Origin of the sequence: Modestobacter sp. VKM Ac-2978 (genome assembly GCF_026968025.1) — a bacterium.
In the GTDB taxonomy this organism is placed as follows: domain Bacteria; phylum Actinomycetota; class Actinomycetes; order Mycobacteriales; family Geodermatophilaceae; genus Modestobacter.
Genome location: NZ_JAPVBP010000005.1, coordinates 236,167 through 257,219, shown reverse-complemented (window position 1 = coordinate 257,219; position 21,053 = coordinate 236,167). Strand labels below are relative to the sequence as shown.

Below are 21,053 nucleotides of genomic sequence, written 5' to 3'. Positions count from 1 at the left end.
ATGAGTGACATCCGCCTTCCCAGGCGCCGCTTCCCGCTGATCACCGCCGTGCTGGCCACCGCCTCGGTGGCGGTCGCGGGGTGCGGCTCGTCCGACTCCTCCTCCGACGCCGTCCCCGGAGGCGGAGGCGACGACACCGCCGCCTCCGGCCTGGACGCCGTCTACGAGGACGCGCCGGTCGCCGACGAGGAGCTGATCCTCCCGGAGTCCACGATGGCCGAGATCAAGGAGCGCGGCGTGCTGCGCGTCGCCGCCGCCCTGGACGCGCCCCTGCTCTCCCAGCAGGACCCGAGCAACCCCGAGGACGTCGAGGGCTTCGACATCGACCTGGCGAAGATGCTGGCCATCTACATCCTGGGCGAGCCGAACATCGAGATCGTGCCGCCGGCGTCGGAGACCCGGGAGGCCCTGCTGCAGAACGGCACCGTCGACGTCGTCTTCAACACCTACACGATCACCGAGGAGCGGGCCGAGCAGATCAACTTCGCCGGCCCGTACTTCACCTCGGGCCTCGCGGTGGCGGTCGCCGCCGACAACGAGGACATCTCCAGCATCGAGGACCTCGACGGCAAGAACGTCATCGTCGGCGCCAACACCCCGGCGGTCACCGCGGTGCCCGAGGTGGCCCCCGGCGCCGAGGTGACCAGCTTCGCCACCGACCCGCAGGCGGTGCAGGCGCTGGTGCAGGGCCGCGGCGACGCCTACGTGCAGGACTACACCCTGCTGCTGGCCGCGGCGGACGCCAACGACGACATCAAGATCGCCGTCCAGCCGTTCACCGAGGAGCCCTACGGCATCGGCCTCCCGCCGGAGGAGCCGGAGTTCAAGGACTTCGTGAACACCTGGCTGGAGGAGATCGAGGACGACGGCTCGTGGGCCGAGATCTGGGAGGCGACCCTCGGGACGGTCGTCGAGGGCGACGCCCCGACGCCGCCGGAGATCGGCTCGGTGCCGGGCTCCTGACCCGGCACCCCTGAGGCAGCAACAGCGCCAGCAGAGGACGACGACGTGACTGCAGTGATCGAGAACCTGGACCCCTTGCTGAGGGCGCTGGGGACGACCGTGCTGATCCTGGTGATCTCCGCGGCCGGCTCCCTGGTGCTCGGGGTGCTGATCACCGTGGCCCGGGTGAGCCCCATCCCGGTGCTGCGCGGGGCCGCCTGGGCCTACGTGCAGGTCTTCGTCAACATCCCCCTGCTGGCGCTGCTGCTGCTGGCCGTCTTCGCACTGCCCGACGCTGGGCTGCTGATGCCGCTGACCACCACGGTGATCGTGGTGCTCACCGTCTACGAGGCGGCCTACGTCGCGGAGGCGGTGCGCAGCGGCATCAACACCGTCGCCGCCGGCCAGGTCGAGGCGGCCCGGGCGATGGGGCTGCGGCTGTCGCAGACGCTGCGGTTCGTCGTCGTCCCGCAGGCGGTGCGCGCCGTCGTCCAGCCGCTGGGCAACGTGATGATCGCGCTGCTGATGAACACCGCACTGGCCGCCACGGTCGGCGTGGTCGAGCTGACCTCGGCGGTGAACAAGGTGAACCTGGTCGCGGCCCAGCCGATCCCGATCTTCACCGCCGCCGGCCTCACCTACATGGCGCTCGCGCTGGCCATCGGGCTGGCCGCCGGGCGGATCGAGAAGAAGGTGGCGATCCACCGATGAGCCACAGCGGTGCGTTCCTCTACGACGCCCCCGGGCCCCGGGCCCGGCGCCGGATCCTGCTCGGCTCGGTGGTCAGCGCCCTGGTGCTGGCCGGTGTGTTCGCGCTCGCGCTGGTGCAGTTCGGCCGGACCGGGCAGCTGGACGCCGACCGGTGGACGCCGTTCCTCGACTGGCCGATCTGGTCCTACCTGCTGGTCGGGCTGCGCGGCACCGCGCTGGCGGCCGCGCTGGTCGCCGTCCTGGCCGGGGCGTTCGGGCTGCTGCTGGCCGTCGGCCGGCTGTCGCAGAACCGGCCGCTGCGCTGGCTGTCCACCGGCTACATCGAGGTGGCCCGCACCATCCCGGTGCTGCTGCTGATCTACCTGATGCTGTTCGGGCTGCCGGCGTACGGGATCAACCTGCCGGTGCTCTGGAAGCTCGTCGTGCCGCTGACCATCGCCAACGCCGCGGTGGTCGCCGAGATCGTGCGCGCCGGGGTGCTCGCCCTGCCGCGCGGGCAGACCGAGGCGGCGCTGAGCCTGGGCATCCGGCGCGGCCAGGCGATGCGCTTCGTCGTCCTGCCCCAGGCGCTGCGGCACGTGACGCCCTCGCTGGTCACCCAGCTGGTGAGCCTGATCAAGGACACCTCGCTGGGCTACGTCGTCGCCTTCACCGAGCTGCTGTACCGGGCCCAGGTGCTCAGCGCCTACAACCGGCTGCTCATCCAGACCTTCCTCGTGGTGGCGCTGATCTACCTGGTGTTCAACGGCGCCCTGTCCTACCTGGCCGCACGGCTGCGCACCCGGGTCCGCCGCCAGGTGGCGCCGCCGGCCGGGCCCGCCGAAGAGGCCGCCGATCGTGAACTGGAGACCCCCGTTGTCCGCTGAACTGGCCGTGGTCCGCCGCTCGGGCCTGGTGGAGAGCCGGCACCTCGGCTCGCTGCTCGCCCTGGACGCCGACGGCTCCGTCGCACTGTCGTTGGGCGACCCCGACGCCACGATCCTGCCGCGCTCCACCACCAAGCCGTTGCAGGCGCTGGCCTGCCTGACCGCCGGCGCCCCGCTGACCGGGCCGGAGCTGGGGATCGCCGCCGGCAGCCACACCGGCGAGGACGCGCACGTCGACGTCGTCCGCCGGCTGCTCGACCGGGCCGGGCTGGACGAGTCGGCGCTGCAGTGCCCGGTGGACTGGCCCGAGGACGAGCCGACCCGCGTCGCGCTCATCCGGGCCGGCGCCGAGCGGAGCACCGTGCGGATGAACTGCTCGGGCAAGCACGCCGCGATGCTGCTGGCCTGCGCGGTCAACGGCTGGCCGACCGCCTCCTACCTGGACCCGGGGCACCCGTTGCAGCGGCACGTGCGCGCGGTGACCGCGGAGTGGACCGGTGCGCCGGTGCGACACGACGCGATCGACGGCTGCGGCGCCCCGCTGTTCGGCACCACGGTGCGCGGCCTGGCCACGGCCTTCCGTGCGCTGTCGCTGGCGACGGAGGGTCCGGCTGCCGAGGTGGCCGGCGCGATGCGGACGCACCCCTTCTTCGTCGGCGGCACCGGACACCAGAACTCCGCGGTGATGGAGCTCGTGCCCGGCGCGGTGGCCAAGGGCGGCGCGGAGGGCGTGATCGGCGTGGCCGGGCCGGACGGCCAGGCGGTGGCGATGAAGATCGTGGACGGCAACCCGCGGGCGACGACGCTGCTGGCGCTGACCGTGCTCGGTGGGCTGGGCGTGGACGTCTCCGCCGCGGCTTCCCTGACCGCTCTCCCGGTGCTCGGCGGCGGGGTGCCGGTCGGTGCGATCGAGCCGGGTGCCGACGTCGTGGCGTGGCTGGAACGCCGGTGACCGCGGTCGAGATCTGCATCGACGACGTCGCCGGCGCGACGATCGCCGAGGAGTGCGGCGCGGACCGGGTCGAGGTGTGCGCGGCGCTGTCCGAGGGCGGGACGACGCCGTCCATCGGGCTGGTGTCCTCGATCCTCACCGAGGTGTCGCGGATCGGGGTGCAGGTGCTGATCCGGCCCCGCGCCGGGGACTTCGTGTACTCCCCCGCCGAGGTCGACGTGATGCTCGCCGACATCGCCGCCGTCCGGGCGCTGCCCGCATCGGCGCAGGTCGGGTTCGTGGTCGGGGCGCTGACCGCGGACGGTGCGATCGACACCGCCGTGCTGTCCCGACTGGTCCAGGCCGCCGGGCCGTGCCCGGTGACGTTCCACCGGGCGTTCGACACGCTGCCGGACCTCCCGGCTGCCCTGCCCACGCTGATCTCCGCGGGGGTCTGCCGGGTGCTCACCTCAGGAGGCGCGCCGACCGCTGCCGCTGGGGCCGCGGTGCTCCGCTCGCTGGTGGAGCTGGCGGGCGACCGGATCACCGTGCTCGCCGGTGGGTCGGTGCGCGGGTCGAACGTGGCTGCCCTCGTCGCGGCGACGGGGGTGCCCGAGGTGCACCTGCGGGCGGCTTCGCCGGTCGTCTCCGCGGCCGCCGGCTCGGCCACCGGCGTCGACTACGCCGTCCCGCGGCTGGCCACCTCCGCGGAGCCGATCCGGGCCGTGCTCGAGGCGCTCGCCTCGTGACGACCACTCCTGCGGTGCTGGCGATCGACGTCGGCGGCACCTCGATGAAGGGCGCGGTCGTCACCCGCGACGGGCGTCCGGTGGTGGTCGAGCGCTGGCCCACCGACCCGACGACGGACACCGTCGCCGCCATCGCTGGCCACCTGCGCTCGCTGGCCGACGCCGCGCGTGAGCAGGGCCTGGACGTGGTCGCCGCCGGCGTGGTGACCCCCGGGATGCTCGACGAGGCGAGCGGCACGGTCGTCTACGCGTCGAACCTCGACTGGCGCGACGTGCCGCTGCGGGCGCTGCTGGCCGAGGCGACCGGGCTGCCGGTGGTGACCGGCCACGACGTGCGGACCGCGGGGCTGGCCGAGCAGCTGCTCGGGGCAGCGCGCGGCGTCGAGGACTTCGTGCTGGTGACCATCGGCACCGGGGTGGCCGCGGCGCTGGTGACCGACGGGCGGCCGGTGACCGGGGACGGCGGGGCGGCCGGCGAGCTCGGCCACATCCCGATGGTGCCCGGCGGCGAGGCGTGCACGTGCGGGCAGCGCGGCTGCCTGGAGGTCTATGCCTCCGGCGCCGGCCTGGCCCGGCGTTACGCCGCCCTCTCCGGCGTCCCGCTGCCGGCAGAGGACGTGGTGGCCCGGCTCGGCGCCGACCCGGACGCCGACCGGGTGTGGGCCGAGGCGATGGCCGTGCTGGCCCAGGGCTTGGTCACCGCGACGCTGTTGCTGGACCCGACCACGATCGTGCTCGGCGGCGGCTTCACCGCGGCCGGCGACGCCCTGCTGGAACCGGTCCGAGCCGGACTGGCGGCCGGGTTGGCGTGGCGCTCCGCCCCGCCGGTGCGGGTGGCCGAGCTGGGCAGCGAGGCCGGCTGGATCGGCGCCGCCGCCCTCGCCCTCCGCTCCGCCGGCCACGCCGATGCCCTCGGGACCTGGACCCCGCACGCCCTCCTCGGCGCCCCCATCCCCTGAGGGGCCGAAGTCGCGACTTCGGCCCCTCTCCGGCTTCGGCGATGACTTCTGGGGACGAGCCGGGTCTTCATCTCTGCCTGGCGATGCGCGCCGGTCGGAGAGGGAGCGTCATGAACGAGACGACGACAGGCATCACCCGGGTCGCCACGACAACCGTGGTGGTATCGGACCTGCAGCGGGCCCTTGACTTCTACGTGGACGACCTGGGCCTGCAGGTCGTCCGCGACACGGAGCTGGGTCCGGGCATGCGCTGGGTCGAGGTGGCGCCGGCCGGCGGGGGGACGTCGATCGCCCTCATCGCGGCCGGCAGCGGCTTCCCACCGGGCATCCGGCTGGGCACGGCCGACGCGGACACCGCCCACGCGCAGCTGCGCGGGCGGGGCGTGGACGTCGACGCCGAGGTGCTGCGGATGGGCGAGATGGCCCCGCCGATGTTCACCGTCCGCGACCCGGACGGCAACGTCCTGGTGCTGGTGGAAGGTGCATGATGACCGCCCTCGACGAGCGGTTCACGGCCCGGTTGCTGAAGAGCCCGGCGGACGGCGGATGGACGTATCTGGTGTGGCCGGACTCGGTCACCTTCTTCGGCACCCGGGGGCTCGTAAAGGTCAGCGGGACGATCGACGGACACCCGTTCCGGAGTTCGTTCATGGCGCTCGGCGACGGGACGCACAAGCTGCCGGTGCGGGCCGCGCTCCGCGCTGCGATCGGCAAGCAGGCCGGCGACACCGTCGAGATCCACCTGACCGAGCGGGTCACCACCGCGCACCCGGTGGGGTCCCGCACCCGAGCGACGAGCGGCTGACCAGGCACTCCGATGCGCCCGACTCTCAGCGGTCGGGCACCTGGAAGGTGCAGCGCGGGCCGGAGGCGGTGGCGAGCTTGCGGTCGAGAGTCCACAGCGGCGCCTCGAGCTCTTCGGCGAGCGCGACGAAAGCGGCGTCGTAGGAGGTGACGGCGCCGTGCAGTGCCCAGACCCGCTCGGCCAGTGGCTCGAACGGAAAGCTGGCCAGGGGGATGCGGACCAGGTCGGCGTGCGCCATGGCCCCGGCCTCACGGCCGAGCCGCCCGGTGATGACGGCGCGGCGGAGGACGTTGGACACCTCGACGTACAGGTGGGACGGCGCGGCGAGTTCCTGCCCGCGCAGGCCGGCCCGTGCCCAGGAGCCATCCGATCCGCTGTCGACCAGGGCGGCGACGACGACCGAGGAGTCGACGACGATCGTCACCGGCGGTCGGCGGCCCGCAGGTCGAGGATGACCTCGGCCGACAGTGCAGTACCGGTCTCCTGCACCCGCTGCTGCACGCGGTCCCACAGCTCCTCGGGGCTGGGCCGGTGCGCCAGCGCGGTCAGCTGAGCCCGGACGTACTCCTGGAGCGACTGACCGGCCCGGGCGGCCCGGGCCGCGAGCTCGTCGCGCGTCTCATCGGGGACGTCGCGGATCGTCATCGAGACGGGCATGCATGCAGATTAGCAGCGTGGCAGCTGAACTGCATCGATGGACGGTTCACTCGGCCCGTCCCCACTCCAGCCCGCAGCCGCGGCAGGCGAGAGCCGGTACGTCGGGTCCGACCAGGCAGCCGCCCAGCGCCACCAGGCCACGTTCAGCGAGCAGCATGCCCTCCGCATCAGGCAGCCCCCAGATCAGTGGGACGGAGTCCTCCCGACCACACGACGGACACTCTTGCCCGACCTGCACACCGACCGATTCGCTCAACGCACCGTCCTCCCACTCGCGGTCGCGCAGGCGGCGACCGGGTGGAGTGGAGCAGTAGCCACCGACAGAACTGCCACGAGGTCGCGCGATGGTCGCACCGACGGGCGTCCTCCCGAGCGCTGCTGAACCGGGACAGGTCAAGGCAACACTCCCCGGCGGGCGGATCAGCCTCGTCGCACGCGACCCGAGCGCAGTGACCGAGGCCGTCGCCGACACCTCGGCCAGCAAGGGCATGCCGGTCGACAAGGCACTGGCCCACCGAGAGGTCGAGGCCGCGATCGAGGAACTGGCAGGGCTCCGCCGAGACCCGAGACTGCTCTGGGTCGACGACCACCCGAACGACAAGCGACACGAGATCGCTGCGTTCGAAGCCCTCGGGCTCACCTCGATCGTGACCCGCGGGCGGGGGGCTCGCCCGGTTCACACAGCGGGCAGCGAATGACAGGACCGCCAGACGCGGTGGCGTGGACGTGAAGGCCAGCACAACCGCCAACCGAGGTCGATGTCATGTTGTGGCGCATGGTGAAGCCAGCAAGTCCACTGGTGACAACGGGCGATTTCTGACGACACCGTCCGGTTTCAGCTAAAGACGGACGGTCTGCTCTCGATATTCACGGGGATGCCGGCATCCTGCTCGGCCCAGTGACCGTAGGAGCTTCCTTGTCCCACCCGTACGAACCTTCGTATGCCCCTTCGGCCGGTCAACCCCCGTATGAGGTGCCCCCCGCCAACTACGCCCCTCATGGTGGGCAGCAGCCCGCTCCCCGTAAGGGCTCCGGACTCGCGATCGCGGCACTCGTGCTCGGGATCATCGCCCTCTTGCTCTGCTGGGTGCCCATCATCAACAACTTCGCGGCGATCCTCGCCGTGGTCGGGCTCGCATTGGGGATCCCTGCGCTCATCTCCGCGCGCCGAGGCAAGCGGACCGGCCTCGGCCTCTCTGTCGCTGGCGTGGTCCTCTCCGTGGTCGCGCTCGTCGGAGTACTTGCCACGCAGGCGTTCTACAGCGAGGTCATCGACGAGGTGACGGAGGAGATCAACAGTTCGTCCGTGGACCCGACCGTGGATGCCGGCTCGTCGGCGATCGACTCGGAGACCTCCGCAGACGCCGAGGCAGGAGTCCCCGCGGCAGCGGCCGTTCTGGCTCCCGGCCAGTCCGGGGAGCTGAGCGAGTACACGATCACCGTTGACTCGGTCACGCCCAACGGCAACGACATCGTGGCCAATGAGAACCAGTTCAACGAAGCGCCGACCGGGCAGTACGTCCTCGTCGGCCTCACCGTGACCTACAACGGGGCCGATGAGGGCGACCCGTGGCTCGACCTCACCACCGAGTTCATCGGCACCGATGCGCGGAAGTACGACACCAGCAGCTGCTCCGCGGTGATCCCCAACGAGGCGTCCGAGGTACCCACGCTCCTCTCCGCCGGCACGGCGTCCTACCAGGTGTGCATGGACGTGCCGCCGACCGCCATCGAGGGTGGCCAGGTCGAGGTCTCGGAGAGCTTCTCGTTCGAGGACGACTCCCTGGTCTGGGCCATCCAGTAGTCCAGCCGGTCAAGCGGCCCGTGTCCCCCTGGGGCACGGGCCGCTGCGCTGCCCAGGCCTAGGCCCAGCGGGGGTCGGCGGGGAGCCTGGGGTTGAGGAGGTGGGCGACCAGCGCTGTCCAGCCGGTCTGGTGGGTGGCGCCCAAGCCCTCGCCGGTGTCGCCGTCGAAGAACTCGCTGAAGGTCGGGTGCTCCCGCCACAGCGGTGAGTCGCTGGACTCGATCCGATCGCCGTCGGCCGGGCGCTTGCCGTCCACCGGGCGGAACAGCCGGGTGAGGCTGTTGTCGATCAGGTCCGCCGCCTCCACCAGGGTGCACTGCGTGCCCGACCCGGTGGGGATCTCGATGGTGAACGAGTCGCCGTAGTGCCGGCCCAGCGTGCGCAGCTTGTCCGCCAGCAGCACGTTGACCGGGAACCAGACCGGCCCGCGCCAGTTGGAGTTGCCGCCGAACAACCCGGTGCGCGACTCCCCCGGCTCGTACTCGATCGAGACGTCCCGGCCACCGACGTTGGCGAACACCTGGCCGGTCGACTTCGACAGCGACCGGATGCCGAACGGGGAGAGGAACTCCTCGGTGTCGAACATCCGCTGCAGGATCCGCTGCAGCCGCTCCTTGCCCACCAGCGAGAGCAGCAACCTGCGGCCCTCCGGCGCCCGCCGGCTGCGCAGCGGGCCCATCAGCTCCGGCCGGCGCTTCTGCAGCCAGCGCACCCGCTCGGCGACGTCCGGCAACCGCTCGGCGACCCAGGCCGGGATCTCGGTGGCGCCCAGGATCGGCAGCAGGCCGACCATCGAGCGCACCCGCAGCGACTCCGTCGTCCCGTCCGGTGCGACCAGGACGTCGTAGAAGAAGCCGTCGTCCTCGTGCCACAGCGACACCTCGTGCGAGCCGAAAGCGTTCATCGCCTCGGAGATAGCGAGGAAGTGCTCGAAGAACTTGGTGACGACGCCGTCCCACGCCCGGTCGAACTGCGACAGCTCGAGGGCGATCTTGAGCATCTGCTGGCAGTAGAACGCCATCCAGCTGGTCGCGTCGGACTGCTCCAGCCGGTAGCCGGGCGGCAGCGGTGCGGACCGGTCGAACAGCGCGATGTTGTCCATCCCGAGGAACCCGCCCTCGAAGACGTTCGACCCGTCGGCGTCCTTGCGGTTGACCCACCAGGAGAAGTTCATCAGCAGCTTGGTGAACACCCGGATGAGGAACTGCTGGTCGCGGTAGCCGTCGAGCCGGTAGACGTGCCAGGCCGCCCAGGCGTGCACCGGCGGGTTGACGTCACCGAACGCCCACTCGTAGGCCGGCAGCTGACCGTTGGGGTGCATCGCCCACTCGCGGCACATGAGCACGAGCTGTTCCTTGGCGAAGTCGGGGTCGACGTGCGCCAGCGGGAGGGTGTGGAAGGCGGTGTCCCACGCGGCGAACCACGGGTACTCCCACTCGTCGGGCATGGAGATCACGTCCGCGAGCGCGACGTGCCGCCAGCTGGTGTTGCGCCGGCCCTTGGCCCGGCGTCCTTCGGGCGCCGGGACGTCGGGGTCACCGTCCAGCCAACGGGCGACGTCGAAGCGGTACAGCTGCTTGGTCCAGAGCAGACCGGCATAGGCGCGGCGGGCCACGTGCCGGTCGTCGTCGGAGAGGTCAGGGTGGATGACGCCGGCGTAGAACTCGTCGGCCTCGGTCTTCCGGACGCCGAGGACCTCGTCGAACTGCACACCGAACATCTGCTGCTCGGGCTCGGCCTGCGTCAGCCGGAGCTTCACGGTGACGGTCTCACCGGGCTCGACGGCGTCCCACTGGTACCAGAACGCGGCCTTCGTGCCGGTCCGGTCGGGGTTCACCGCGCACTTGTCCTCGTGGACGACGCGGCGGTCGATGCCGTCCTTGGTGTACTCGCTGGCGTTGCTCTCGGCGCCGAACAGAGCGACGGCGTTGGTCTCGTTGTCGCAGGTCAGGACGTCGGGGCTGCCGTCGGCGGCGAGCACCCAGCGACCGAGGTAGCCGTGCTCGGCGACGACCGCCGCGACCTCCTCGTCCTGGGCGGCGAGCGTGGGCTTGCGGTCGTCGAGGCCCCAGGACCAGGTGTTGCGGAACCAGATCTGCGGGAGCAGGTGCAGCGGTGCGGCCTCGGGTCCGTGGTTGGTGGCGGTGACGGTGATGCAGACGTCGTCCGGGCCGGCCTTGGCGTAGGTCATCTGGACGTCGAAGAACCGGTCCTCGTCGAGCACCCCGGTGTCAGCGAGCTCGTACTCCCGCTCCAGCCGGGTGCGCTTCGCGTTCTCCTCACGGAGCTGTGCGTACGGGAACTCGGCCTGCGGATAGCGGTAGAGCCACTGCATCCAGGAGTGCGTGGGCGTGCCGTCGGTGGGCCACCAGTGCTCCTTGGCGTCCTCACCGTGGTTGCCCTCGCCGTTGGTCAGGCCGAACAGCCGCTCCTTGAGGACCGGGTCCTTGCCGTTCCACATCGCCACGGAGAAGTTGAGGAAGCCGTAGCGGTCGCAGATGCCGCCCAGCCCGTCCTCGCCCCAGCGGTAGGTGCGGGCGACGGCGTGGTCGAAGGTGAAGGACGCCCAGGCGTCGCCGTCGGCGGAGTAGTCCTCGCGGACGGTCCCCCACTGGCGGCCGGCGAGGTAGGGCCCCCACATCCGCCATGGCGCGGCCATGTCGGCCGACTCGGCCAGTCGCGCGTGCTCGGCACTGCGAGGGGTCGGGGTGTCTTGGGGTTCAGGCGCGGCAGACACGACGTCCACCGTCCCATGGCTGCGTTGCATCCTCGTGTCGAACCCGGCCGTCCGAGACGAGACTCACCGCCAGGCGCCCCGCCCGTCGCACCCGTCCCCACCGTTGGCCGTGCGCCCGGTACCGCCGCTCGGAGCGATGAGGTGCTGACTGCCACGGAGTGGCGACCTCGCGGTCCGCCTGCCCCTGTCCGAACGGACTCAGTGGCGGCTGGAGCCACCCGGGCGCTTGCCGCTGCTGCGCTTGGCCTGGAAGTCGGCGATCGTCTTCTTGATCTTATGGTCCATGACTCTCCCGTTCTGGCCTGACCGATCGCAACGTCTGACCCACCAGGCAATCAGACCTCGCACGTCTCACAACGCGACGGTTGGACGTCACCCCGGCGATACGGTGCGCTGCCGAATTCGGGGGAGGTCACATGAACGACAGCGGCAGTTTGGTGCTGACGGTCGTCGACCAGGTCGACAACGTGCCGGTCGTCTGGTGGGTCGACATCGACTCGCGGATCGCCGGAATGTCTCGACTGTGCGGCGCCTGGGTCTTCGACGAGGACGGTCATGAGCAGACGCTGCGGTCGCTGACCGCCGCACGGGCCATCGTCGCCACCAAGGCCGGGCAGACACTGCTCGAGGGTCACCAGATCGCGCCTGCCCGAATCCTCGATGCCGAGGCCACGCTCACGGCAGTCATCGCGGCGCGCGACGAACTGCAGGCCGTCTACGAAGAGGCCGCGGCGAGCCGCAGGACCACGCTGACGCCGCCGCGCTGGCCCACCACCCTCCCGCAGTCGTTGGACACTGAGACCGCGTCGATTTCCGGCGGCGATCCCCGCACCTCCCGTGCCCTGGGCATCGCCCGATGGCTGCATGCGCTGTGCGCCGCCTGGGACACCATCGAGGAGCAGCGGCTCGCCCGCCCATACATGCGCCCGGTCGGCGGTCCCACCACCCGCGGGCTGCCGGTCGTCTACCGCGACACGTGGCCTGATCCGGTCCGCCATGAGCCAGCTTCGGCTATGGAGGCTCCCGAGGTCGCTGCCCTCGTGCCGGCACCTCGCACGTCGGTGGAGGACGCCGCAGCGTCGGCCTCGGTACCCCTGGACGCGCTCGAGTTCGTCGCCTTCGACGTCGAGACCGCCAATGCCCACCGCGGCTCCATCTGCGCCATCGGAGCGGCCGTCGTTCGCGGCGGCGTCGTGGTGTCCACGCACTCATGGCTGGTACGTCCACCCGCCGGCCTGGACACCTTCGACACGATCAACGTGCGTCTGCACGGCATAACCCCGGACATGGTCGCCGATCAGCCGTCCTTCGCCGAGCGGCTGGACCAGCTCGTGGAAGTTGTGCAGGGACTGCCGCTGGTGGCACACAACGCGACCTTCGACGTCGGCGCGCTGCGCGAGGCCTGCCTCGTCGCCGACAAGGAGTGGCCGACCGCCGACTACGCCTGCTCGCTCATCCTGGCGCGGCGGGCGCTGGACCTCATCTCCTACCGCCTGCCGATCGTGGCTGCCGAGTGCGGTGTCGATGCCGGACGCCACCACGAAGCCGGCGCTGATGCGCGCACGTGCGCGCAAGTCGTCATCGAGCTCGCGCGGCGCCGCAACGTCGGCACCCTGGCCGATCTGCTCACCGACCTGCAGGTGCTGGCCGGCCGGCTGGACGCCGCGGCCTGGCGCGGCTGCCACAGCACCCTCGGCATTCCGGGCACTGGGCTCATCCAGCCGGAGACCGCTGTCGACGCCGACCCCGAGCACCCGTTGTACGGCCGGGTCCTCGTCTTCACCGGCGCGCTGAGCATCCGCCGGCAGGACGCCTGGGACGCCGCCGCCCGGTGCGGTGCTGCGGTGGAGAAGATCGTCACGAAGCGGACGACGATGCTGGTCGTCGGAGACGGCTTCACTGGCAGCGACCCCGCGGACTTCACCACCGGCAAGGCCGCGAAGGCGGTACAGCTACGTGCCAAGGGGCAACGCATCGAGGTCCTCACCGAGGCCGACCTCGTCGACCTCCTTGCCGAGGCACGGACCTTCGGCATTCGCGAGGCGGTCATCGCATGAGCACCCGTCTCGCCACAAGTCGTTCTGGGCGCACTGCTCACAGGACAGCACCTTGACCACCACGCCCGCCGTCCCGCGCCCGCCCGGCATGTTCGCGTTCCTTGTCCCCAAGCTGAGCCTGCACCCGGAGAACGTGGCGACCGCTGCCCTGCAGTACGTGCTGAGCACTTCACCGGCTGCGGCTCGCGCCCTGGAGGAACACCTCCAGCGCGTCACTGCCCTTCCGACCGGCCTGCATTACGACACGCAGTCCCCCGGTGAGGACGGCTCCATTCCCGACCTGGTCGGAACCACTGCCGACGGCACCACCCCGCTACTCGCCGAGGCGAAGTTCTACGCCCCCCTGACGGACAACCAGCCAGTCAGCTACCTGCGCAGGTTGCCGACCGGCCGGCCGGGGCTGCTGCTGTTCATCGTGCCGTCGCACCGGCTGGGGCTGCTGTGGACAGAAGTGCGTACCCGTGCGGTCGCCGCAGACTTTCCCGTCACCGCCGTGCGGGCAGACGGGGACTTCCGGCACGCATCCGTGGGTGCCGACCACGTGCTCGGCATGACGTCGTGGCGTTCCTTGCTGAACGTTCTCACCGATGCCGTCTTCGCCGCTGACGATCTGGCCGCCGTGTCCAACCTCGGCCAGTTGCGGGGGTTGTGCGACCGCATGGACTCCGAGGCCTTCTACCCGCTTGCGGCAGATGAGCTCAGCGGGTCGGTTGCGGTCCGGCTGCGGCAGTACACAGGTCTGATCGAGAAGTCGGTAGCCGATTTGATCGATGCAGACGTCGCCACGCGCGGCACGAGTGCTATCCCCACGCCCACCCCTGGCCGCGGCGAGGCGTACTGGGGTCTCTTCTTCGGGCTGGAGGACGTCATGTGCTTTCTGCACGTGTCGGCGCGCTCGTGGGCGAAAGACCGGGCAACCCCGCTATGGCTTCAGGTCGGTCACAAGAACCAGCCACCCGTCGAGGCCGTCCATGCTGCCCTGGCGCCTATGAGCGGAGATTCGAACCGGGTCTTCCGGCGGCGGTACTGCGTCGACGTCGCCATCGACCTACCCACCGGTGTCGAGGAGGCGGAAGTGGTCGCCTCCATCACCGGCCAGATCCAGCGGATCGCTGCACATCTGACCGCCGTTCGCGCCGGGAACACCGCCGCGACCGGTGGGGGCACGAGCCACAGCAGCGGCATGGACGGCGACATAGGCGGGACCGATCTGAGCGAGGAAGCGCCCATCAGCGGCAACCAGGCCAGCGACTCGGCTTGAGCGACCCCGCCACCAGGCGCCGCCGCAATCGCGACTCCGAGGCCCGACGACCCGTTTCAGCCCAGCCGGCTGCCGAGCAGCACCCGGTGGGCGGTAGAGGGCGCGACGCCGACCGGGGCAGCGATCTCCACCGGACCCAATCGGTGCTTCCACCGTGGCGCCTCGATACGGAGGACCACCGGCTGCGGTGTCCGGCGCGGGCTGTGGTGCGGCCTGAGCTGCGATCGGCTGTTCCTGCTTCGCCGGCGGAAGCTGCACGACGGCACGCTCCGCGGTCGCGCCGTCGTGGTCCCCGGCGACTGACCCGGGCCTGACGTCGGCGAGTGCGGAGCCCATCGTCCTGCTGACGCGCCGCTGACGTCATCGGCCCGTCAGGCGGGACGGGCGACCTGCAGGAGGAGGTGGTCCGCGCCGCCGGCGCGGAGGCCGGCGAGCAGGTCGGGCAGTGGGACCGGCCGGCCGTAGCGCCAGCCCTGCGCGAACGTGCACCCCATCGCGCGGACCGCGGCCTCCTGCTCGGCGGTCTCCACCCCCTCGGCGACCACGTCGAGGCCCAGCCCGCGGCACATCGTCACCAGGCTCTGCAGCATCTGCGCCCGGCGCGGTGAGGAGCTGACGGTCTCGACGAACGAACGGTCGAGCTTGAGGACGTCGGCCGGCAACGTGTCCAGCCGGCTGAGCGAGGAGTAGCCGGTGCCGAAGTCGTCGATGGACACCACCACCCCCACGGCGCGCAGCGCGTGCAGCGTGGCGACGGCGGTGGGCGACTCGCCCTCCAGCATGCTCTCGGTCACCTCGACGACGAAGTGGCGGGCGGGGAAACCGGTCTCGGCGAGCACGTCCTGCACGCGCTGCGCGCAGCCTGGGTCGTTGAGCTCCCGGCCGGAGACGTTGACGCCGACGGTGACCTGTTCGCCGGCCGGGGTGCGGACCCCGGCCAGCTCGGTGCACGCGGTGCGCAGCACGTGCGCCCCGAGGGCGAAGATCAGCCCGTTCTGCTCGGCGACCGCGACGAACTCCTCCGGCGGTACCGGGCCGCGCTCGGGGTGGGTCCAGCGGGCCAGCGCCTCGACCCCGACGACGACGCCGTCCGGCAGGGCGACGATCGGCTGGTAGTGCACCGCCACCTCACCGGCGGCGAGCGCGGCCGCGAGGTCGCGGGCCAGCGCGGAGCCGTTGCCGCCCTCGAGCTCGCACCGGCCGCGGCCGGCGGCCTTGGCGTCGTAGAGCGCACGGTCGGCCCGGCGCATCAGCTCGGCGGCGCCTTCGTCGGAGCGGTGCTCGGCGACACCGCAGGAGATCCCGATCTCCGGGTGCTCGCCGGCGATGCGGCGCACCAGGGTGAGCGCCTCGGCACCACCGACGCCGGGCAGCAGCAGCGCGAACTCGTCGCCGCCGTGCCGGGCGAAGACGGCGGTCGGCGGCAGTTCCCGGCGCCACACGTCGGCGATCCGGCAGAGCACCCGGTCCCCGGCCTCGTGGCCGGCGGTGTCGTTGATCTGCTTGAAGTGGTCGAGGTCGACGAGAGCGGCGGAGAGCGACTCCCCGGTGCGGGACGACGCGGTGCGCAGCTCGTGCAGGGCGTCGTCGAAGCCGCGGCGGTTGGCCAGGCCGGTGAGCGGGTCGCGGCTGGCGCTCGACGCCCGGATGACCAGGCCGCGGACGACGGTGCCGAGCGCGACGATGATCGCGTCGAGGCCCAGCGCGATCGCCCCGGGGACGTCGCCCTGGGCGAGCAGGGCGGCGGTCACCGCGGTGATCCCGAACGTCATGTGCAACCAGGCGAGCGGGAAGCTGAAGAAGAAGCAGGCGTCGACGGCGACGAAGGCCATGATCGAGGCCGCGGCCATCGCGGTGGCGGCGTCCGGGCTGACCGTCACCGCGCAGGCGACGAGCCCGGCGGCCGACGCGACCGGCCAGTGGAACACCCGGCGCGGCCAGTGCGGGCCCCAGCGGAACGCCACGGCGCCGCACGCCAGGACGACGATGGCCAGGCCGAAGATCGCCCAGCGCCCCTCGGTGCCGGCGTCCGGACCGAAGACGGCGAGCATGCCGGCGATGCCGGCCGCGACGTAGAAGGTCGCCAGGACGCGCGCCATCATCCGGGGTGTCGCCACCGCAGGCGCCGTCGACCAGGTCACCAGGTTGTGGTCGGTCCGGTGGTGGACGCAGTTGACGGTGCGGGCGGGACCGGCCGGTTCCGCTACCTCTGGAGGGTGAGGACCCGGGCGTCGGCCGGGACGCCGGTCACCCTGGCCACGGCGGAGCGATCCGGACTCATGGTGCAGGCACAGGTACGGGCTCTACGGTGGGCCGCGGTCGATCCGACGACGGGAGGGGCGCGGCACGATGTCAGACGCCTCGTCCTCCACCGAGGGGCTGGCCGACGGGTTCGGGCACCGCCGCGTGCACCCGCTGGAAGCCGGCGACCCGCCGCAGATCGGGCCCTACCGGCTGCTGTGCCGGCTGCCGCGCGGCGGGCAGGGTGCCGACGTCTTCGTCGGCCGGAGCGATGCCGCCGACCCGATGGTGGTCGTCAAGTGCCTGCCGGCCGGTGCCGGGGAGCTGGTCCGGAGGCGGTTCGCCCGCGAGGTCGAGAACGCCGCCCGCATCCGCAGTCCCCGGGTGGCCCAGATCGTCGACCAGGACCTCGACGCGGCCAGCCCCTACTACGTGCAGGAGTACGTCGCGGGGACGCCGCTGGACGAGTTCCTCGCCTCCCGGGAGGGCGGCCTGAACGCCGAGGAGCTGCGCCGGATCGCCATCGGGCTGCTCCGGGCACTGCGGGACGCGCACGCGGCCTCGGTCGTCCACCGCGACGTGAAGCCGGCCAACATCATCATCACCGAGCGGGACGTCGTCCTCGTCGACTTCGGCATCAGCCGCTACCTCGGCTCCGAGGGGCCCGCCGGCACGGTCACCACCACGCTGGCCGGCCTGGGCTCGAAGCTGTTCGCCAGCCCCGAACAGCTGCAGGGGCTGCCACTGACCCAGGCCAGCGACGTCTTCAGCTGGGGCATGGTGGTCGCCTACGCCGCCGCGGCCCGGCACCCGGTCGACCCGGACGACGAACTGCGCCCCGCCGACTACTGGCTGGAACTGCAGCACGGCCGGATCGACCTCGCCGCCGTCCCGCCCAACCTGCTCGACCCGGTGTCGCACGCGCTGCGGGTGGCGCCGGAGCGGCGGCCCTCGATCGCGGAGCTGGCCCGCGAGGTCGAGCAGCAGACCCGCTGGCTGGAGCAGCCCTCGGAGATCCCGGCTCCCCGGTCGGCGCTGCAGGACCTGCGGTCGACCGCCGCCGTCCGGGAGGCGGTCCGCTACCACCTCTCCCGGCTGGAGCGGGCGATCGCCGACACCCCCACCGGCTTCGCGGCCGCGATCGGGGTCGCCGTCCTGCTCGGGCTGGTGACCGCGATGGTCCTCGCCGGCCTCACCTACGTCATCGTCTGATCCGAGGAGGCGTCGTGTCCGGTCTGTACCAGCGGGCGAGGGCCCAGCAAGCGCTGGAGGCCCGCCGTCACCGCTACCTGCAGCGGCAGCGGGTGCTGCTGCTGGTGTTCGCCATCACGACGGTGCTCGGCTACCTCGCGCTGGTGGGCTGAGGTGGCGAAGAAGGACCTCGTCTGCCCGCGGTGCCTGGAGTCCTTCCCGGTGCCGCTGCTGCGCAGTCCCCGCGGCGGGCTCGAGCCGATGCCGGTCCAGCGGCGCTCGGCGTGGCAGCGCTTCGGCGAGGGACGGTGGGGTGGCCAGCCGGCGCCGGGCCCGTCGTCCCCGGCGAGGGCGGCGGCCTCCGACGCGGTCGACGCCGTGCCGGTCTGCCCGAACGGTCACCGCCTGCCGCCGGACTACGCCGCGCGGCCGACCGTCGTCGTCGGCGTCGTGGGGCTCACCGGCGCCTCGAAGAGCACCTTCCTGACGGTGCTGATCGACGCGCTGCACGCGGGGGCGCTCGCGCCGTTGGGCATCTCGGTCGAGCTCGACGAGTACAGCGCCGACCGGTTCGAGCGGCACTACCACCAGCCGCTGCTGGTCGACCACCGGCAGCTGCCGCTGACCCCGCCGCTGCTGGAGCAGGGCGAGTCCCCGGAGCCGCTGACGCTGGTGCTGCGGCGGACGACGCAGGGCGGGCCGGAGCGGGCGATGAACCTCGTCCTGTTCGACGCCTCCGGGGAGCAGCTGTACCGGAAGGAGGACCTGGGCCGGTTCAGCAAGTTCCTCTACGAGGCCAGCGCAGTGCTCGTCGTCCTCTCCCCCGGCATGTTCCCCGGGCTGCAGGCGGTGGCCGACCCCGGCGAGGGCGCGCTGGGCATGGCCCGGCCCACCCAGATGTTGGTCAACCTGGCCGACCTGCTGCGCTCCTCCCGCGGGCTGCGCCCGGACGGCTTCCTGCAGGGGGTCTCCACCGGGGTGGTCCTGAGCAAGGCCGACAAGCTGCTCGCGCGGCCGGACTTCCCGGCCGACACGCTGCGCAACCCGGAGATCAGCCTCGGCGGACTGCCGCGGCTGTTCGAGGACGTGCGGGACAACAGCGCCCGCCTGGTCGACTTCCTGGAGGCCAACGGCGGCAGCAACCTGTTGACCACGCTGCTGACCCGGCTGCCGGACCCGACCGTGCACGCCGTCTCGGCGACCGGGTCGGAGGCGAGCGACGGCGCCTACCCCTCGATCAGCCCGGTGGGGTGCCTGGAACCGCTGCTGGTGCTGCTGGCCCGGCACGGCCTCCTGCCCAGCGAGGGCCTGGACGACGACGCATCTCCCCGCGCCGCCGGTGATCGGCTGGGCCGATGACCACCTGCCCGCAGCTGGTCTACACGTCGGCGAGCCGGACCCTGGAGGGACCCGGCTTCGGCGTCGTCCAGCTGTCCCCGGACTGGCCCGTGGAGGTCGGCGACAGCCGCGCGACGCTCGGCCCGTTGATCGGGCTGGGGGCCGGTGAGTCCTGCGGCCTGCTGCACACCGCCGGCGGGCGGATCGCCTACCGCAAGGTGCCGGCCGGGACCGACGCCTTCGGCCGGCCGGGCAACTACCTGGTGCACCTGCTCTGGGACGGTGACGGCCGGGTCACGCCCCGGGACGTGCTGACGTTCCGGAACAGCGGCGGGTTCCTCGACGAGCTGCCCGGAGACGCCGAGCCCTCCCGGAAGGTGCCGGCGGTGGAGGTGCCGTCGGCCCGCCGGTCGCTGTCGGCCCTGACCGACGAGGACGTCGACGCCCTCGTGCCCAGCGTGGCGGCGGTGCTCGCGGCGGTGGCCGCCGGGGCGGGGGTGGTCGGGCTGCCGGCCCGGACGACGGCGGGGCGCGACGTCGCCGAGGCGGTCTTCGACGTGCTGCCGCGGGCACTCGCGTCGGCCGTCGCCCTGCACGTGGGGACGGCGTCCGCCTCGGGCGACGCTGCTCCGGTGCGGGTGCACGTGGGGCCCGACGTCCCCGCCGATGTCGTGCCCGACGGGCAGGACACCGCGCGGGCGCGGGCGCTGCTGGAGGCGGCGGCGAAGAAGGAGCTGTGCTCGGACAACGTGCGCAAGCTGGAGACCCTCGACCGGTGGCTGTTCACCGACACCTGGACCGGGATGGACCCCGCGTCGCTGACCCCGCCCCAGTTGGTCGGGGTGCTGGAGTCGGAGAAGGCCGGGTGGTGGCTGTCCTCCCCGGACGCCGTGGACGTCGCCTGCGCGGTGGCTGCGTCGTCCCCGGAGGTGGAGGTGGCGCTGCGGACGGCGCTCACGCAGCACCCCGATGCCTGGGACCGGCTGCGCGACCGGGAGCTCGACGCCGCGCTGACCGCCGTCTTCGGCGGCGCGGCCCAGGCGGCCGTACCGACCGGCTTCACGGGGCTGACCCGGGCGGAGTTGTGCGAGGCCTTCGTCGACGAACTGGCGCGCGGCCGCCGACTGACCGAGGTCGGCGGGGCCGCGGCCACGCTCGTCGAGGAGTCGGTGACGCTTGCCCAGCCCGTGGCGCTGCTGGAGCTGACCGACGACCTCGCCGGGCTGGCCCGGTTGGCCACGAGCCGGCCGGTGGTGCGGGAGGCGCTGGTGCGGCAGTGGGCGGGAGTCGACGAGTGGCCGGCGAGCTCCGCCTCGCTGCTCGGACACCTGCTGCTGGAAGACCCCGACTGGTTCCTGACCCTGAGCGGCTCCGCCCCGTCGTCGGTGGTGCGGGCGGCGCTGCCCTGGGCGGCCGAACGGCTGGCGGCTGCGCAGGTGGAACGGCTGGCGGTCACCTTGGCGGCCAGTGAGCTGGCAGGGCAGGGCTGGGCGTTGCGGGACGTGCTGTTCCGGTCCGGGTTGCCCGAGGAGGAGGTCGCCGCGATCGTGGCCCGCAACTTCCTGGTGCTGGCCGGGGACGACGGCTGGCCGGGTGAGGTGGCCCGGCTGGCCGCTGGAGCTCTCGGCGGGGGTGCCGGCGGGGAGGCGGCCGAGGGTCGCCGGAAGACCGGGATGTGGCCGCGCCGCCGCCGGTAGACCTCGCGTACCCGACCACAGCAGCTCGCCGGCGCTGGTTAGCGACACGTGGTCGGCGCACGCTCGTGCTCTGGCTGTACTGGCGCACCAGAGCACAAGCGTCGGGG

General features: G+C 72.3%; 20 protein-coding genes. 16 read left to right on the top strand and 4 right to left on the bottom strand.

What is annotated here, in order from left to right; all coding sequences use genetic code 11:
• The 8 genes from O2W53_RS14385 to O2W53_RS14350 all read left to right on the top strand — a co-directional run bounded on the left by O2W53_RS14385 (position 1) and on the right by O2W53_RS14350 (position 5,963).
• Entirely contained in the window at positions 1-963 is a 963-nt protein-coding gene (locus tag O2W53_RS14385) for a glutamate ABC transporter substrate-binding protein (RefSeq protein WP_269163733.1), read from the top strand.
• A 45-nt stretch (positions 964-1,008) separates the two neighbouring features.
• Positions 1,009-1,653 (top strand): amino acid ABC transporter permease, encoded by a 645-nt coding sequence (locus tag O2W53_RS14380; protein ID WP_269163732.1) that lies wholly within the window; start codon positions 1,009-1,011, stop codon positions 1,651-1,653.
• On the top strand, positions 1,650-2,519 hold the full coding sequence (locus tag O2W53_RS14375) for an amino acid ABC transporter permease (protein ID WP_269163731.1): 870 nt from the start codon (positions 1,650-1,652) through the stop codon (positions 2,517-2,519). The genes O2W53_RS14380 and O2W53_RS14375 overlap by 4 nt, the downstream gene beginning before the upstream one ends.
• Positions 2,509-3,471, top strand: coding sequence for an asparaginase (locus tag O2W53_RS14370; RefSeq protein ID WP_269163730.1), 963 nt, complete (start codon positions 2,509-2,511; stop codon positions 3,469-3,471). Before O2W53_RS14375 ends, O2W53_RS14370 begins: the two co-directional genes overlap by 11 nt.
• Positions 3,468-4,199, top strand: coding sequence for a copper homeostasis protein CutC (locus O2W53_RS14365; protein ID WP_269163729.1), 732 nt, complete (start codon positions 3,468-3,470; stop codon positions 4,197-4,199). Before O2W53_RS14370 ends, O2W53_RS14365 begins: the two co-directional genes overlap by 4 nt.
• Positions 4,196-5,158, top strand: coding sequence for an ROK family protein (locus O2W53_RS14360; RefSeq protein ID WP_269163728.1), 963 nt, complete (start codon positions 4,196-4,198; stop codon positions 5,156-5,158). Before O2W53_RS14365 ends, O2W53_RS14360 begins: the two co-directional genes overlap by 4 nt.
• Positions 5,159-5,268: 110 nt before the next feature.
• Positions 5,269-5,646: a VOC family protein gene (locus O2W53_RS14355; RefSeq protein WP_269163727.1), complete on the top strand. Its 378-nt coding sequence runs from the start codon at positions 5,269-5,271 to the stop codon at positions 5,644-5,646.
• The gene (locus tag O2W53_RS14350) at positions 5,646-5,963 is read left to right on the top strand and encodes a DUF1905 domain-containing protein (RefSeq protein ID WP_269163726.1); all 318 of its coding nucleotides are present in this window, start codon (positions 5,646-5,648) and stop codon (positions 5,961-5,963) included. Before O2W53_RS14355 ends, O2W53_RS14350 begins: the two co-directional genes overlap by 1 nt.
• A gap of 25 nt (positions 5,964-5,988) precedes the next feature.
• Here the strand turns inward: O2W53_RS14350 and O2W53_RS14345 are convergent, their stop codons facing one another.
• Both O2W53_RS14345 and O2W53_RS14340 read right to left on the bottom strand, forming a co-directional pair.
• Positions 5,989-6,387 (bottom strand): type II toxin-antitoxin system VapC family toxin, encoded by a 399-nt coding sequence (locus O2W53_RS14345; protein WP_269163725.1) that lies wholly within the window; start codon positions 6,385-6,387, stop codon positions 5,989-5,991.
• A complete protein-coding gene (locus O2W53_RS14340; protein ID WP_269163724.1) occupies positions 6,384-6,620 on the bottom strand; it encodes a FitA-like ribbon-helix-helix domain-containing protein in 237 nt (78 codons plus the stop codon). The genes O2W53_RS14345 and O2W53_RS14340 overlap by 4 nt, the downstream gene beginning before the upstream one ends.
• Positions 6,621-7,069: 449 nt before the next feature.
• On the opposite strand from O2W53_RS14340, the gene O2W53_RS14335 reads away from it, so the two are divergent.
• Positions 7,070-7,318 carry a hypothetical protein gene (locus O2W53_RS14335; RefSeq protein ID WP_269163723.1) on the top strand — a complete coding sequence of 83 codons (249 nt, stop codon included), beginning with the start codon at positions 7,070-7,072 and terminating at the stop codon, positions 7,316-7,318.
• A gap of 218 nt (positions 7,319-7,536) precedes the next feature.
• On the top strand, positions 7,537-8,424 hold the full coding sequence (locus O2W53_RS14330; protein WP_269163722.1) for a DUF4190 domain-containing protein: 888 nt from the start codon (positions 7,537-7,539) through the stop codon (positions 8,422-8,424).
• 58 nt (positions 8,425-8,482) lie between these two features.
• Here the strand turns inward: O2W53_RS14330 and O2W53_RS14325 are convergent, their stop codons facing one another.
• Complete coding sequence (locus O2W53_RS14325; RefSeq protein ID WP_269163721.1) at positions 8,483-11,161, bottom strand: MGH1-like glycoside hydrolase domain-containing protein; 2,679 nt, start codon at positions 11,159-11,161, stop codon at positions 8,483-8,485.
• A gap of 416 nt (positions 11,162-11,577) precedes the next feature.
• Here O2W53_RS14325 and O2W53_RS14320 point away from each other — a divergent pair, with 416 nt between their 5' ends.
• Positions 11,578-13,218 (top strand): exonuclease domain-containing protein, encoded by a 1,641-nt coding sequence (locus tag O2W53_RS14320; RefSeq protein ID WP_269163720.1) that lies wholly within the window; start codon positions 11,578-11,580, stop codon positions 13,216-13,218.
• Between the two features lie 52 nt (positions 13,219-13,270).
• Complete coding sequence (locus O2W53_RS14315; protein ID WP_269163719.1) at positions 13,271-14,479, top strand: hypothetical protein; 1,209 nt, start codon at positions 13,271-13,273, stop codon at positions 14,477-14,479.
• A 371-nt stretch (positions 14,480-14,850) separates the two neighbouring features.
• Here the strand turns inward: O2W53_RS14315 and O2W53_RS14310 are convergent, their stop codons facing one another.
• Positions 14,851-16,620 carry a putative bifunctional diguanylate cyclase/phosphodiesterase gene (locus O2W53_RS14310; protein WP_269163718.1) on the bottom strand — a complete coding sequence of 590 codons (1,770 nt, stop codon included), beginning with the start codon at positions 16,618-16,620 and terminating at the stop codon, positions 14,851-14,853.
• Between the two features lie 208 nt (positions 16,621-16,828).
• Between O2W53_RS14310 and O2W53_RS14305 the strand changes: the two genes are divergently transcribed.
• From O2W53_RS14305 to O2W53_RS14290, 4 genes are read left to right on the top strand one after another with little or no spacing between them, the layout of a single operon-like run.
• Entirely contained in the window at positions 16,829-17,932 is a 1,104-nt protein-coding gene (locus O2W53_RS14305; protein WP_269163717.1) for a serine/threonine-protein kinase, read from the top strand.
• Between the two features lie 14 nt (positions 17,933-17,946).
• Positions 17,947-18,084, top strand: coding sequence for a hypothetical protein (locus O2W53_RS14300; protein ID WP_269163716.1), 138 nt, complete (start codon positions 17,947-17,949; stop codon positions 18,082-18,084).
• A 1-nt stretch (position 18,085) separates the two neighbouring features.
• A complete protein-coding gene (locus tag O2W53_RS14295) occupies positions 18,086-19,270 on the top strand; it encodes a TRAFAC clade GTPase domain-containing protein (protein WP_269163715.1) in 1,185 nt (394 codons plus the stop codon).
• On the top strand, positions 19,267-20,946 hold the full coding sequence (locus O2W53_RS14290) for a hypothetical protein (protein ID WP_269163714.1): 1,680 nt from the start codon (positions 19,267-19,269) through the stop codon (positions 20,944-20,946). Before O2W53_RS14295 ends, O2W53_RS14290 begins: the two co-directional genes overlap by 4 nt.
• The last annotated feature ends 107 nt before the right edge of the window (positions 20,947-21,053 follow it).